Source organism: Halobacteriovorax sp. RT-2-3 (assembly GCF_047085075.1).
GTDB lineage: Bacteria > Bdellovibrionota > Bacteriovoracia > Bacteriovoracales > Bacteriovoracaceae > Halobacteriovorax_A.
Map to the genome: position 1 here is coordinate 303,369 of NZ_JBKIYF010000001.1, position 14,065 is coordinate 317,433.

Genomic DNA, 14,065 nt, shown 5'->3' on the forward strand with positions numbered 1-14,065 from the left:
GCGGCCTTTCTTTTTCTTATAATGTTTCTTTTAATTCTTGTATTGTTCCTCTTTTGGCCGTTCCAAAATCCGGAGTCTTTCCCTTTTGCTCAAGTTCTTTTTTCTTAAGTCCTTTCATGTAGACGACAAGACTTAATTGATTTTTACGAGTAGGGTCTTCTATTTGATTGATGAATGTTTGTACTAAATCAAAGCCATACATTGCAGGCTTGCCCATCACAAGGTTTACATCCCATTCAATTCCTTGCTTGTCTTCATTAGGATTTGTTTCATAAGAGTATTGAATAAGTTCCGTACAAACGAAACGAGAATACGAATTTCCATTGAATGAATAATCATACTTCTTTCCAATACTTTTAAATGTACGCTCTAGTGCAAGCGCCTTATCTTTCTTTGTTAGGTTAGGTCGAAGAATAACCAAATTATCCCAGGCCATTGATGGACCTAGTTCCATAAAAACAACACCTGGCTTTAGTCCTTCAAGTGTTACATATGGCCTACCCTGTTTTTCACTATCTTCATATTCTTTCATAGACTCAGGATATTTCTCTTTTAAATACGACATATAGTCCTGGCATTTCATGAATTCGCTAACGCACCTTTTTGCAAAAACTTCATTTGTTTCTATATCGTCTTTAAAGTAATTATTAAATTTAGAATACTTTCCAATAAACATTAGGCCATGGGTCCAGTTACCTTTAAATACGAGATTAGATAACTTTCCATATCGTTGGATTGCACCAACGTCTCCTGGTTCAAATTCTGCCTCAGAAATTTTCTTAAGCTCATCTACCTTTATTGCATGCTTTATAGGCAGGGCAATATAGCTAAAACTTTTTAAAATAAATTCTTTGATATTGTAGAAGATTGTATAGCGGCCAGCATTCCAACTTGTTTCTCTAAGTAAGCTTTTAAATGAAGTTAGCTCTTGGCGAGCTTCTTCAATATCATTTTCAATATCTTCAACAAGAAGCTTTAGGCCCTTATCGTTACCTGCAAGCTTTAACACTTCATCGTCGAGATTGTGAAAATCTGTGATTGTCGCAGCTTTAATGTATCTCAGTTGATAGCGATTATAAGGAGCTGAGATATGATTTCTGCCTGTCTGATTATTTACACGATTGGAGTCGCTTAATTGACGTTTTGTTTCTTTGAAATCTGCTTCAAAATGTTTCGACTCGTAATTTATATCTTCAAAGTCATCTGAAAAGACTGAGATAAAGTTTTCACCTGACATCATCATGTAGTTCATAAGTGACAGCATTGCTTTGTACTTGGAAGTACGAATTCTTATAAGCTCTAGTGCCTTGGCGTTATTTTTCTTTCTTATATGATGAGTGATTTTTTCTACTGCTTCATCATGTACATGTAGTAAGTAGTCGAGTTGTTCGTAGGCCGCTATTAATTCCAGTCTCTCGTGGTAGCGAACAATATAACGTGGAGTAAAAGTCGTTTGATAGGCAATGTCTTTTGTCTCATAAACGAAGTCCATCAAAGCAGCTTGAAGCTGCTTATCATATGAGGCCGCAGACTTTTGAAAGTCTAAACTATTATATTCTTTTGCCTTAATTGTTAAAGGCAGTGACGAGGCAATTAGTAGCGATATAAATAGAGTTTTCATTCTCTCTTTATAGCAAATTTATTTGAATAGCAGCTTTGGCCTGTAAAGCTTACAGACCAAGTATTAATAGGTTAGTCACTTACCATTCGTGATTACATTGTGGCGGTAAAGCCCATTAATCCAGTTACTTACATCACTTTTGTAGTTATTTGAGAACCTGCGATCACTTAAGCCTCCTGGTAAGACTGTGTAGACGTCTGCTTGATTGTGGTCAGTAACCATTTTCCATGAAGGTACAAAAGAAGTCGTCCTACCATGGGCCTCATAGACTGCCCCTTGGGTAATGGTCGATCGGTTGCCTGGTATTTCAACATTATCAATATCAAAGCCTAGGAAAGCAGGGAGTTTTCCATCAAATAAAATATGCTTCATCTTATAACGATTCTTATCTCCCCAGCGCATATTCTTTGGTGCTTGGAGTTGACTTTTTTCTAGTGCTTTTTGAATATAGTGTTCTTTTTCTTTTTTATCTTTAAACCAAATATGGTCAATATCATTTGTTAGGAAAATACGATCAAATAAACCGTAGAAGTCAGCGATAATTGACGTTTCATCCATACAATAAGTTGTGACTTGTTCTCCTAGAAGGTGATCACTAAAGAAGTCTTTAAGTAGGGTGCGATAGAAATCTTCAAATAAAGTTGCTTCACAATTGTCGACATCATAGTTGCGCTTCCAATTTATTAGGCGTTGGCCTATCTCATTCTTTTCAAAGACTGAATGAAAAACGTTAATATAAAGATCTGCTTGTCTTGAGAATGTGTCAGATTGCATCTTTTTAAACATTTCAACGTTATGATCTTTGTTGCCAATCAATAGCTCTTCAATTCTATCTTTACGATAAGATGCCATCGGCGCATTGATGGCCGTTGGGAATTGCTCATGCTGAATTCGATTATTAGCAGTTGCAATTATTTTAATATCAGGGTTTTTGTAATGATATAGCTGATTGCCTTCATGATAACCTTGCCAGATATTTTGCTTAAAATAACCTTCAACAGGGTATAGGCCAGAATGGGCCCTCTTTGGAAGTACTCCAGATTGATGGTAACCAATATTTCCGCTTGAATCTGATAATAGCCAATTACAGCTAATGGCCACATTAGAAACACATGCGAATAAATCATCGACATTTTTTGCGTAGAGAAGATCTATGATGGCCTTTAGTGTTTTTGCGCCACCTCTTTTTCGACATGACCACGCCATCGATAAGTAGTGTCCATCAGTTATGCTCTCTAGCTCACTATTGACTTCAAGAAAGCCAGCATGAGTTTCACGCATATATATTTCAACATCTTCTTTCTTCTTTCTTTTAATGAGATCTCTTCTTATTTTGAAATCAAATAGGTTTGATTCAAAACGATACTTATTGTCACGGACCTCTTCAATGAAGTGATCTACCATATCCATGAAGCCGTATGTGAAAGAAAAGGCCGTATCATCACTTCTTCCCATAACAAATCCTGGTACACCAGGCATAGAAATACCAAAAAAGTTACCAACATTTTTTATATTGGCCTTCATTTCATACCAAATTGCAGGAAGTCGATTACATTCTAAATGCGGGTCACAGGCATGTATTGCATGTCCCTGCATATTTGAAACCCAGTTATTTGAAGCTTGAATCTTTGGAATGTTTTTTAAAAATTTATAACTTTCAGGAATAAGTGGATTGTAGATTCTAACTTTATTAACAAGATTAACTTCACTATCTGTAATTGTATCAAGAGCACCTTTGGCCAGTGACTTAATTCTTTCGACCTGTGTTTGTTGATCGTTTTTGTCGTCTAATTTTTGCGCGTTCTGTAGTAATTGAATAATTAATTTCTCTAGATCCTGTTGCCCTTGGGCCAGTCCTAGAAAGCTCATTGCTTTAATTGTTAGGATTGTATCACTTATTGTCCACGCACTTGGTTTGTGGCCAAGAATTTTGAATTCAAAGGGATAAGCTTCGTGAATGGCCTTATTTATCCCATCTACATAGTGTGTTAATAAGCTATTTGTTTCTTCATCAATATTTTGTACTTCTTCTTTAGCATAGTGATTAATACCCAACTCACGCATATACTTATCAATTGCAAAAGTTTCCTCACTATCTTTAATGCACTCACACAAACGACCTTGTGCGATTAGACGCAACATCTCCATTTGCATTAAACGATCTTTGCCGTGATAGTAACCTTGAGCGAAGAGAAAAGAGTTGACGCTCTCGCATGAAATCTGTCTAGTGACATTATCTAAAACATCTGAGGTATAATCTAAATTAGGTTTTTCCATATATTAATAATGACACGTTTAGCGTTTCCTAAAAAGGAATTTTTTAGGATATAATATGTAAAATTACATTCAAGGATTATTTTATGACGACAATTGATCAAGGCGTAGATCACTCGAAGATTCCAGATTTAGAACACAGAAATTTTAGAAATGATGACTTTTGGAAACAAATTCCTGCTTGGGAAAATGTTACTAGAGGCGAGTTCTCAGATCATATGTGGCAACTTAAGAATTCGATTCGAAAAATTGACCAAGTTAAAAAAGTTCTTGGTGATAAAATTTCAGATGAGTTTTTTGAAGACCTAAAGCAAGGTCAACATATAACTCCAATGAATATTCGTATCACTCCATATGTATTTGCATTAATTGATTGGGATGACCCTGTAAACTGTCCTTTAAGAAAGCAATTCCTTCCTATTGGATCTCAATTCCTAGAAGATCACCCAATGCATATGGCCGACTCTTTAAGTGAAGATGTCGACTCACCAGTTCCAATGCTAACTCACCGCTATCCAGATAAGGTCCTTTTTCTACCTCTAACAATTTGTCCAGTTTACTGTGCTTATTGTACACGCTCTCGTGTTATTGGTGGCTCTACTGAGACAGTAGAAAAAGAATCATATGGTGCAAATCAGAAGCATTGGGATAATGTATTTGCATACCTTGCAGCTCACCCAAAAGTTGAGGATGTTGTTATCTCTGGAGGGGATGCATTCATGCTTAACCCTAAGCAGATTCAATACATTGGTGAAAACTTATTAAAGATCCCTCATATTCGTCGTATTCGTTATGCTACGAAAGGGATTGCAATTTTTCCACAAAAGATCTTAACAGATGATGCGTGGATGGAAGCGCTTATTAAGGTTAATAATCTTGCCAAGGGTTTTGGAAAACAAATGGTGATCCATACTCACTTTTCTTCTCCACTTGAAATTACGAAATGGTCTCAAATGGCCATGGATCGTCTTTTTAGTGAAGGTATCCTTGTTCGTAACCAGGCCGTACTTCAAGAGGGCGTAAATAATCATGTTGATACGATGGTTCTATTAACTCGTAAGCTTGGTTATATGAATATACAGCCATACTATGTTTATATGCACGATATGGTTCCTGGTTGTGAGCACTTCAGAACAACTCTTGCAGAAGGTGAAGAGCTAGAAAAGGCCGTTCGTGGTACGACTGCTGGTTTCAATACTCCTACTTTTGTATGTGACCTTCCTGGAGGTGGTGGAAAACGCCATGTTGCTTCTTATGAGTACTATGATCAAGAAAATGGAATCTCTGTTTGGCGAGCACCTTATGTTAAGCCAGATAAGTTATTCACTTATTTTGATCCGATTCATAAATTAGCACCAGATGCTAGGGATCGATGGAAAGATGCGGCCACTCGTAAGGCCATGATTGACGAAGCAATCGCTAAAGCTAAGTAAAAGCTAAGTATCTAATATTACACTTGTGTGTGGCATTAAGTTGGCACACGCAAGTTGTTGATTTTCCGAATTTTGTACCTAAAATTAAAGATTTATATTCTGCTTGAGTAAATTACTCATTATTCCGATAAAATATATATAAATTTAATCTTAAGGGAATTAAGAGGGAAATATGTTTCGTCTCATAATATTATTCACATTCACTACCTTGTTCAATTTTCATACCTATGCTTCAAATGAAATGGCCAAGCTTGCTACTGAAGAAGCGAAAAAGCTAGAGGCAATTGTTGGCAAGGGAAAAGAAATCGATAAGAAAGCTTTAAAAGCTTATATGAAAGAAAACCTTGATGGCACTAGTGATGAATATATTCAATTTCTCATTGATAAAGTAAAGAAAAAGCCCGTAAACACTCGTGCTAGAGAATTATCTCTTCTAATTTATACAGAAGCAAAATTTATTCCAAAAGGTGGCCCATGTTATTCACCAACTAATCAATGTGTGAAAGGTACAGTATGTGGACTTCCTCTTTATTCAAATTCAAAACATGTTTATGAGAAGTGTCTGGTTTCAAAAAAAGAAAATCAAGCTTGTTCTCCTTTAGAAGACTTTTGTGAGTCTGGCTCATGCAAGAAGATGAAGCGTCTAACAAATATTAATACATGTAGTATTGAAAAAGACTCTTGTTCAAAAGATAGCGAATGTTGTTCAAATTCATGTGATAAGACTCGAAAAGTATGTCGTGCAAATTATAAGTGCTCAAGTTGTTTCAGTGTTGGTCAACGACCTGATAAAGGCGGAGAGTGTTGTGAGTCTCTATTTAAAAACTCAAATGGAGTTTGTGCTCCAATTCTACCAACATTCTCAAAGCTGATGAATTTATTAATTCCTAGTGCCCATGCCTTTGGCAATGCAGGTGATTCATCAGAGATTCAATCTAAGGTCTCTACTCTTAAGTCAAAATTGAGTGCTTTACTATCAAATAATCAGGTCACAAGCTCTAGAGCTAGTACATATATGGCAACTGTTGATAGTGAGTACAATTCATGTTTATCAAAACCTGAAAGAGTATATGATAATGATGCTCCAACTCGTTACCCTCGTAAGGAATGTTTTGAGCAGCTATACGTTGGTGTCTCAACAGAGTACTCTCATCAACAACAAGTTGCTGCAAAAACAAGTGAGGCCACTAAATTACTAGATCACTTTAAAGAAGAGACGCAGGCAAATCCAAAGCATCCTCAAAACTCAAGTGATGCCTTTAATAAATTTGCGGCCCCATATCAAAATGCTATTGTTTCTTGTGCCAATAAGGGTGCTCCTCTCGGTTCAGACCATAGCACTCGTATGAAACTTGTTAATCAATGTATTGATAACGCTAAGATTACTATTAATGATGGAGTCGTAGAGGCAAATTATATTTCAATGATGACAGGGAAGGAGACAACTGACCCTGACTACACTCTTTATAATGGCCATCAAAATGCTTCACCTCTATTTGAAGATGTTTACGTCTCAGATATGAAGTCTTGTCGTGTAAATCTATTTGGTGACTTTTTATCTGCTCAGTCAAATGACTACTTTGAAGTTATGATGATGATGTATGCAATGGACTATACTACTGGTGGTAAGGACGAAGGTGACTTCTTTCATATTAAGTCTCAGTACAATACATATCGTCCTGCTAGTGGAAGTTATACTGGAACAGACAACCAACCGTATAATTGGAATATTCAAACGAATTCAATGCGTGGATTTAATTTTTCTCGCTTCGATCCCTCTATCGTAGGACGTGGTAAACCGCTGTGGGATGAATTTGATTACACTGTGGGTGAAGAGGCCTTAAAAGAGATCACAAATTATATTGAAGATTTACCAAAGAATGAAAAGAAAATATTCCTTCACTTATTCTATAACGGAAAGCTTACACCAGAAGCACGTAATAATATTGTAAATTACTACATGAAAGACGATGCAAAGTTTCTTGAAACTTTTGATGGCAATGATCCTAAGTCTGGTGCTGGACGCTATAATATTCGCGATGTGGTTCGTTTTGAGGCCATTAAGTATAAGCACTCTCAATTTAAACTCTATTCTGTTTTAAAGAAAAGATCTCTTGAGATGATGTGTCGTTGTGTTGATACTGTAGGGCCGATGAGTCCAGAAGACTGGCTTCAGCCAGATGTTGAGGCCAATTACCTTGCTAATTGTAATGGGTTAGGAAAGTATGACACTTACGTTTTAAATAATGAAAAAGAAGTTTGTGATGAGACTGGTGGAAACTGTAAGAAGGTTTCTGATAAAGACTATATGCAAACAATCACAGAAAAAGAAAAGCAAGGTGTTGAGGCCCTTGGTGGTGAGTCCGCTGTTGAAGAAAACTCTCTAGGAAATGCTGTTGTTAAAAATGATGGATATTCTCTTAGAGATAGAGAACAAGACTATTTTGTGCAAACCCTAGATCAAGTAACTGCTTGTATTGGAAGTGGTGAGTGTACAAAATCTTCTCGTTACGGAGAGTTTGTTCAAAATGGTAAGGTTACTTTTACAGATGCAAGAAAAGAGACAGCAAAGGGCCATGGTATGGACTTTACTCTCTTTTTACGTGATATGGCCCTGATGAAGATTAAGGCCATTGAAGATGCAACTCTACAAAATATTAGCGCTGGTACGGCCCTTTTTGAATACACTGTGCAGTGGCTTAAGGAATACAATTGGAATTACATCAAATACAATGGAAAGAGGTACACTCTTGGTAAGAAGTGTCTCTATCCTGTATGTTGGATTATGAAGTTAATGAAGTTCTTTGGACTCCATAAGAATAGTCTTATTGGAAATCTCGTAAATATCACAACAGGTGGGATACTATTTGGTAGTGACTACGATGTTGATCTTGACCCTGAAAGAGGGCCAGAAAATATTTGTGGACCAAGAACCAGCTCGACTTGGAAGATTGCACGCGTTCCAGTCGGCCGAAAATACAAGATTAAATGTATGAGTTTTCACTCCCAGAATAATGATGTCTGTAATAAGGAACTTGCTGCAGGTGCTTGTACGAGAAATACTTATGCTAAAAAAGAGGGAAGTGTTGCACTTAAACTACTAGATCCGTTCTTACCAGATATGTCGAGCCTGTATTCGACAAATTATACTTCACGCACAAAGATTCCATTTAATGCTGGAAAGAATGATATCCACAATTACTATGTGTTTAATGATCGAATCACAAATTTCTATCGTGACCATGCAAGAGGCTATTTCTTATCGACTCTTGTTTCAGAAGATAATGGTGATGAAAAAGAAACTGAAGACCGTAGAAGAATGGCCGATGAATTTGCCCAATATGCTTATCGTTACCATTTTTATGCGCCAAAGGTGAGTCGTCTTGACTACTATATAACACCTGGTCTTATTCCGTACTTTGAAATGTTAATTGCAAAACTTAATAATTTCATGGGACAAACACTAGCAAACCTTTCTGGAACGGCAGCATATGCTTTAAAAATGCATAATTACTATCATACTGTTAACGACGGTATTAATGCTTCCACTAATGTTGAGCGCAAGCAAACACACCGTGGTATTCCAGATGTTCAATTAAATAATGGATTTGGCCAGTTTACAAATTGGTTAGGTGGTTTTAGTACTGCAGGCGTTAAATTTGCTGATGCACTTAAGGGTGAAAAAACTCTTGATTCGACAGTTAGTGGAAAACTTCAAACAGGTGGAAATTCAACTAACTCAGCTATTTCTCGTTTAAGTAATGGTATTAGAAAGCAGCTTGATCGCAATGCTAAGAGACGTAAAGATACACAACTAATGAAAGACACCCTTGCAAAACGTGGTAAGAGTGGTGAATTTGCTTCTCTTCAAAGAATTGCAGATAAAAGAAGTGCTGAGCATAACTCAAACCTTTCTTCACTTACAGATTCTTTCCTTAATTCAACTCTAGGAAGTTCAGCGGCATCTCGTATTAAAAATCGTATGGCCAATCAGGGCCGTGGTGATGGAAGTTTATCTGGTGAAGGTTATACTCAAGGGGAAATCAATCCAGATGCACTCTCTTCAAACTCTAAGAACGCACGCGCAGCAAAAGGATATGGAGCTGGAAGTGGTGGCGATGGCCTAAATGGTTCAGGTGGCGCTGGTACGGATGGTATCGGAGCTGATGGATCAATTGCTGCAATTTCATTTGATAACCTTGATGAGACTGACGGACTTTTTGATATGGATGATGGTGCGATGGTTATGCTTGGTGATCAAAAGATGACTGCAGGCCAACTTAAAAATTATATTTCAAATATTAAAGATAAGCGCCAGCGCCAAAACCTTTTTCAAAGAGATGATAAGGAGTGGGAGCGTGAAGGTGTAACCCTATTTGAACTGATTTCTCAACGCTATCAAGAATCTGCATTTCCAAAAATGCTCAAATAAAAAAGGCCGCGATAAGCGGCCTTCTTTTTTAATCTTTCAGTATTATGATCCTGCAATCATTAAATCTTTGAAAAGAATTTTTGGTGTAAAGAATGAGTGGTCACTCGATTCTTCAAGCTTGTCACCAATTAGCTCAATTTCACTTAGCATTTTAAAGAAGTTACCACTAACTGTTACATCTTTAAAATAACCTTCAATTTCACCGTTATTCCATACACGCCCACTTACACCAAGTGAGAATTCACCACTAATTGGTCTAATCCCACTGTGAAGGCCCTGAGCTGTTAGGATTTCGACATAACGTCTAGAATTAAATTCGTCTTTTGTATTTGTACCAGCTTCAATGATGAAGTTTGAAGTCGTTGCTCCTAGTGCAGACTTCGCTCCACGAGTGGCACAGAAGTTATTGGCAAGACCTAGCTCTTTTGCTGTGGCACTATTGTGTAGAAACTGGGCAAGTTTACCATTTTCTAAAAGAGTATTTACTTGTTTCTTTTTTCCCTCTCCATCAAATGGACAAACACTATAACCACCAACATAGAAAGGGTCGTCTTTAAATGTTAGGCGAGAGTCAGCAACTAATTCTCCTAGCTTGTCACGCCATGGATTTGACTTATCGATGGCCGCACGTGCACTAAATAGAAGCATAAAGCTTGAAAGAATATTATCAAATAAATCAATTTCAAAATTTACGTCATAGTCACCAGTTTTAATTTGTTTAGCATCGATGAAGTTATTAGCTACTTCTAGCGAGCCATTGATGACCTTATCATAGTCAAGATCCCTAAAGTCTCTCTTGGTATCTGCTAGGTAGTGCATAGCATTTTTATCTCCCTTTTTTACAAGGGCCGAAGTATATGCTGTGTATGCCTTTGATTGATGAGTACAAAGAACACCTTTTGAGTTACCAATGGCAAAGTTTGAAACACCTTCTGCAATCCCGTTATAAGGAGCACTTTGGCAATTTTCATCACGACGCCTTACTTCTGATTCTAGATAGAGAGACTTTTCAATCATCTCATTTGCATCTGGTGTGTGAGCGATATTCACACTAGGATTAGCGTCATCGACAGAGATTCCTTCTTCGATTATTTGGTGCTCATCTATTTTTGAGAACTTTGAGTTTTGAGAAGCATTGTATAAGGTTGTGCGAATCGCTTCGTCACTTAAGTCCTCTGTAAAACTTAGTCCGATTCTTTGATCCTTTACAACTCGTACTCCAAGAGCTCCAGTATTTGACTTCTTATATTCACTTAATTCACCTTGTTCGGCCTTAAGTGAAAATGACTCAGATCCTGAGATGATAACGTCAACGTTATCGATTCCCATATCCTTTGCCATATTAAGGGTGCGGTTAATATAGTCTTTTTGTAGCTCTGTTTTATTCTTACTCATTATTTACCTCCACCCACAAGAATTTCATCAACTTTAAGGGCAGGTTGTCCAACTGTTGTGTTTACTCCACCTGAAATTGAACCACAAACACCGGCCGCAAAATCAAGATTATCTGAAACCATTGATATTTGCTTTAAAGCATCTGGGCCTGTTCCAATTAGAGTGGCCCCTTTTACAGGATCTCCAATCTTTCCATTCTTAATTTCGTAACCTTCGATAACAGAGAAGTTAAATTCACCTGTACCAGGACTTACTGAACCACCACCCATTTGAGCACAGTAGATACCGTGATCAATTGAAGCGATCATATCTTCAAACTTATCCTTACCTGCTTCAATATAAGTATTTCTCATACGTGAAGTTGGTGCATATTTATAGTTTTCACGACGTCCAGAACCAGTACGCTCAAAACCAGTCTTCATTGAACCCATCTTATCAACCATAAAGCTTGTAAGCTTACCGTCTTTAATAAGTTGAGTCTTTTGTGTCTTCATTCCTTCATCATCGATATTGATTGAACCCCAGTAGTTTTGATTAGTACCATCATCAACGGCACTAACTACACTAGAGGCAATCATTTGATCCATCTTATCCCAGAAAACAGAAGCTTTTTTAGCAACTGAAGTAGTTTCTAGTAAGTGACCACAAGCTTCGTGGAAGATAACGCCACCAAAACCATTATCAATTACTACTGGCATTTTTCCGGCCGGGCATGGCTTTGCCTTAAGCTTAGTTAAAACTTCTTTTGCCAGTTTTTCCGAAATATACTTAGGGTCTTGACCTTGAATGAACTCCCACCCAAGCATCGCTCCTGGTGAATAACCAGCACTATCTTGAATCGTTCCGTCAGATGCAATACAAGACGCTCTAAGGCGTACATAGTTTCTCTCATCTGTGACGTGAAGTCCTTCAGAGTTGAAAATTTCAACCTCTTGGAAGCGTTGACTTGTTCCAATTGGAACTTGTGTGATCTTATCTGTTGTCCCACGAGTCAGGCGATCAATTTCAAGTAGAAGTGGAATTTTTTGATCAAGAGAAATATTGTTTTTAAGTCCAGTTTGAACAAAGTGATTTTGAATTGGTTTCTCAAAATTAAAATTTGTTGCAGTAACGAGAGGATCACGAAGATCTTTTGCACTTAAAGATGAAACAATATCGAGTAGTTCTTCTTTATTTGTTGAATTTGTATAACCGTAGAGAACTTTTGTTCCATAAAATAAACGGATACCAATTCCGAAGTTAATTCCGTTTTCAATATTTTCAACATTCGAACTCTTAATGCTGATTGATTCAAACGTTTGGCGATCGACAAAAATTTCTGCAAAGTCAGCGCCGCGAAGAAGTGCGTAGTCGATAACTTCCTTTGCAATTGTACTATCTAACATCATTGTGTTTCCTCCAAAATATTAGAATATCTTAACAAAGAATGGGGGTGATTAAAAGGCAACAAGCGTTTTTGAGTTGAATTTAAGCTGCTTCTGGTTCGTTTTTTTCCTGATCCTTAAGCTTTTGCTGAACACGTTTCACGCTTGGGCTGTGACGCTCTGAACGATCTGTGGAACGGCGAGTTGTTAAACTTGTGATACTAACGAGTAGGTCATTATGACGAGTTGTGATTTCATCAAATTGATCTTTATCAAGTCTATAAAGCTCACAATAACCAATGGCGCGAACATTAGCGTTTCGCTTGGTGTCGTGTAAAAGAGCACTCTCTCCAAAGAACTGGCCTTCGTGAAGAGTTGCAACAACATTTCCATCACTCAGGATAACCTCAACACTTCCGTGACCAATAAGGTACATTTCGTGTCCAGTTTCACCAATATTGATTATTGTTTGGCCTGGCCCATAGTATTTTTGCTCAAGGGCCGCGGCCACTTCTTTTAAGCAACTTGAACTTAGTGTTTTAAAGATAGGTAGATTACGAATAAGTTTTATATTCATATAAACTGTAAGCTCTCCTTGAAGTGCTTGAGGCAGTTCATTAATAATCTTATTATCATTTTCAGTTAATCTTTTTGTGACAAGGTGATTGTAGTAACTATAAACATTTTGCTGAAGACGTTCAGGAACGTTGTAATGCTTCATAAAACTAACTAGATCATGCATTTTTTCACGGTTTTGCTGCTTATAGCGCTCACCATCTTGGACCATCTTGTTGACTGTACCAATAACAAAACCGTAGACACCAACGCCTAAGATCATAATAACCATGGTAAAGAGGCGCCCTTCATTAGTTGTTGGCGTAATATCTCCATACCCAATCGTTGTCAGTGTCGTTACTGTCCAATACATGGCAGTGATATAGTGAGTTGCACGATCTTGTACAAGAGACTGGTCAATAGGAGTGATCATAATCCAGCATAGACTAATCCAGTGTACAGCAACCATAAAGAGTGTAAGTACAGCTGTGAATTTAATCATCTTAGGAACAAAGGCCAGATTTGAAACCATCTCAAAGAGACGTGCAATTCGCACTAGGCGAAAGAGCCTAAAATAAGTAAAGGCATGAAAGCCAAATGCGTAACTTAAAATATCATAGGGTATAGAGGCGATTAAATCGATCCCTATTAGTGCATACCACTTATTCTTATGGGCCTTAGACGTAAAGCTCATATTCTGCGATCTCTTCTTACGAATTCTAATAATCAAGTCACAAACAAATAGCGAGGATACTGCAAAGTCACAAAAGAGTTGCCACTGTTGAATTTTAGTTTGAAAGATAAATGAAAACGGCGCTTCGATGGCCGTAAAAATAACTGCTGCAAAAATGATCGCATTCCATAAAATTTCTTTTCTTGTAATGTGTTTATTGTTGATCATTTTGCTCTTTTTAAATGAAAATCGTTAACAGTTCCTTATTAAATAGTCGGTTATTTATTATATTTCTTTAGGCCTTTCTGGTTTATTACT

Annotated in this window: 7 protein-coding genes; 2 read left to right on the top strand and 5 right to left on the bottom strand. The window is 37.3% G+C overall.

The annotated features are described in order from the left end of the window. Positions 1-16: 16 nt before the first annotated feature. Positions 17-1,621: a hypothetical protein gene (locus tag ACMAYX_RS01395; RefSeq protein WP_412470619.1), complete on the bottom strand. Its 1,605-nt coding sequence runs from the start codon at positions 1,619-1,621 to the stop codon at positions 17-19. A 75-nt stretch (positions 1,622-1,696) separates the two neighbouring features. Continuing rightward, positions 1,697-3,898 carry a penicillin acylase family protein gene (locus tag ACMAYX_RS01400; protein WP_103217205.1) on the bottom strand — a complete coding sequence of 734 codons (2,202 nt, stop codon included), beginning with the start codon at positions 3,896-3,898 and terminating at the stop codon, positions 1,697-1,699. A gap of 83 nt (positions 3,899-3,981) precedes the next feature. Here ACMAYX_RS01400 and ACMAYX_RS01405 point away from each other — a divergent pair, with 83 nt between their 5' ends. Together ACMAYX_RS01405 and ACMAYX_RS01410 are read left to right on the top strand one after the other, a co-directional pair. Further along, positions 3,982-5,328 carry a KamA family radical SAM protein gene (locus ACMAYX_RS01405; protein WP_412470620.1) on the top strand — a complete coding sequence of 449 codons (1,347 nt, stop codon included), beginning with the start codon at positions 3,982-3,984 and terminating at the stop codon, positions 5,326-5,328. Between the two features lie 172 nt (positions 5,329-5,500). After that, positions 5,501-9,760, top strand: a complete 4,260-nt coding sequence (locus ACMAYX_RS01410; protein WP_412470621.1) for a hypothetical protein — start codon at positions 5,501-5,503, stop codon at positions 9,758-9,760. A 42-nt stretch (positions 9,761-9,802) separates the two neighbouring features. Here the strand turns inward: ACMAYX_RS01410 and ACMAYX_RS01415 are convergent, their stop codons facing one another. The 3 genes from ACMAYX_RS01415 to ACMAYX_RS01425 form a co-directional block, all read right to left on the bottom strand. Continuing rightward, on the bottom strand, positions 9,803-11,155 hold the full coding sequence (locus ACMAYX_RS01415) for a TldD/PmbA family protein (RefSeq protein WP_412471418.1): 1,353 nt from the start codon (positions 11,153-11,155) through the stop codon (positions 9,803-9,805). Next, positions 11,155-12,540, bottom strand: a complete 1,386-nt coding sequence (locus ACMAYX_RS01420) for a TldD/PmbA family protein (protein ID WP_103217567.1) — start codon at positions 12,538-12,540, stop codon at positions 11,155-11,157. Before ACMAYX_RS01420 ends, ACMAYX_RS01415 begins: the two co-directional genes overlap by 1 nt. An 82-nt stretch (positions 12,541-12,622) precedes the next feature. Next, on the bottom strand, positions 12,623-13,975 hold the full coding sequence (locus tag ACMAYX_RS01425) for a cyclic nucleotide-gated ion channel (protein WP_103217209.1): 1,353 nt from the start codon (positions 13,973-13,975) through the stop codon (positions 12,623-12,625). Positions 13,976-14,065 lie beyond the last annotated feature (90 nt).

Excerpts from the sequence above, each read along its gene's own strand:
- ACMAYX_RS01415 (WP_412471418.1), bottom strand. The coding sequence starts at position 11,155 with ATGAGTAAGAATAAAACAGAGCTACAAAAAGACTATATTAACCGCACC.
- ACMAYX_RS01400 (WP_103217205.1), bottom strand. The coding sequence starts at position 3,898 with ATGGAAAAACCTAATTTAGATTATACCTCAGATGTTTTAGATAATGTC.
- ACMAYX_RS01405 (WP_412470620.1), top strand. The coding sequence starts at position 3,982 with ATGACGACAATTGATCAAGGCGTAGATCACTCGAAGATTCCAGATTTA.
- ACMAYX_RS01395 (WP_412470619.1), bottom strand. The coding sequence starts at position 1,621 with ATGAAAACTCTATTTATATCGCTACTAATTGCCTCGTCACTGCCTTTA.
- ACMAYX_RS01425 (WP_103217209.1), bottom strand. The coding sequence starts at position 13,975 with ATGATCAACAATAAACACATTACAAGAAAAGAAATTTTATGGAATGCG.
- ACMAYX_RS01420 (WP_103217567.1), bottom strand. The coding sequence starts at position 12,540 with ATGTTAGATAGTACAATTGCAAAGGAAGTTATCGACTACGCACTTCTT.
- ACMAYX_RS01410 (WP_412470621.1), top strand. The coding sequence starts at position 5,501 with ATGTTTCGTCTCATAATATTATTCACATTCACTACCTTGTTCAATTTT.